This window comes from Aeromicrobium sp. PFPM2_SD2, from assembly GCF_057364525.1.
This window is the reverse complement of the sequence record NZ_JBNFNZ010000570.1, coordinates 1-1370: the sequence shown is the minus strand read 5'-3', so window position 1 is coordinate 1370 and position 1370 is coordinate 1. Positions and strand designations below refer to the sequence as shown.

1 protein-coding gene is annotated in these 1370 nt (G+C 74.3%); it reads left to right on the top strand.

The window, feature by feature from the left end; genetic code table 11:
• A partial coding sequence (locus AC2W7G_RS16420; RefSeq protein WP_485869380.1) for a glycosyltransferase family 2 protein occupies nt 1-1238 on the top strand: 1238 nt, incomplete at its 5' end.
• Nucleotides 1239-1370: the final 132 nt, after the last annotated feature.

Below are 1370 nucleotides of genomic sequence, written 5' to 3'. Positions count from 1 at the left end.
CGCTGCGCGGCGCCGACGTGCGGGTGCACCTGCTCGACGACGGGGACGACCCCGCGATGGCGGCGCTGGCCGCCCGGCACGGCGCCCGGTACGTCACCCGCGAGGACCACGCCGGCGCGAAGGCCGGCAACATCAACCACGCGCTGCAGCACGTCGACGGGGAGCTCGTGCTCGTCCTGGACTGCGACCACGTGCCGCACCCCGAGCTGCTCCGCCGCACGATGGGGCACCTGGCCGACGAGCGCGTCGCGTTCGTGCAGACGCCGCAGTACTACGCCAACGCCGACCGCAACCCGGTCGCGGCCGCCGCGTGGTCGCAGCAGGCGCTGTTCTTCGGCTCGATCGCCCGCGGCAAGGCCGACCTCGGCGCCATGTTCTGCTGCGGGACGAACGTGCTGTTCCGCCGCTCGGCGCTGGACGACGTCGGCGGCTTCCCGCAGGACTCGGTCACCGAGGACTTCGAGCTGTCGCTGCGGCTGCACCAGCGCGGCTGGCGCTCGGAGTACGTGCCGGAGGTGCTCGTGCAGGGGCTCGGCCCCGAGGACATGTCGGCCTACGTGGGCCAGCAGCTGCGCTGGGCCCGCGGCTGCCTCTCGGCGCTCGGTCGCGGACTGCGCGCCCGCCTGCCTTGGCGCACGAAGCTGCAGTACGTCCTGTCGAGCATGTACTTCCTGAGCGGCTGGACCGTCCTGGTCTACGTGTCGCTGCCCGTCGTGCGCGTCCTGACCGGCGAGCAGGCGGTGGCGGCGGCGAGCGCCGACTCCTTCCTGCTGCACTTCGCGCCGTACTTCGTGCTGTCGATCGCCACCGTCGCGGTCGGGGGCGCCGGCACCTACGCCTTCTCGGCGTTCGCGCTCGCCGCGGCGTCCTGCTGGATCCACGTCGTGGCGTCGCTGCAGGTGCTGCTGCGTCGCAAGGGCCGCTTCGTGGTCACGCCGAAGGACGGCGCCGGCCTGTGGCAGCCGCTGTCGGTGTGGCCCGGCATCGTGCTGTGCCTGACGCTGCTCGGCGCGGCCGGCTGGGGCCTGTCCCAGTCGCGCGACGCCGGCATGCTCAACAACGTCGCGTTCTGCCTGCTGCACGTCCTGGTGATCGGCACCGGCATCTCGTGGGCGCTGCGTCCGCGCTTCCTGGAGCGCCGCTCCACCACCGTCGAGCCGGGCGAGTCCCGCTGGCAGACGCCCGACGGCCGCCCGCGCGAGGAGGACCTCGTCGCCCGTCTGGTGCCCGCCCCGTGACCGCCGGGCACCGCCTCGCCGCCGTGCTGGCCGCGGGCGCCCTCGCCACTGCCGCCTGCTCGGGCTCCGGGACCGACGACGCGCCGCGCGCGGACGCCAGTTCTTCGCCGTCGAGCAGCTCGCCCACGCGGT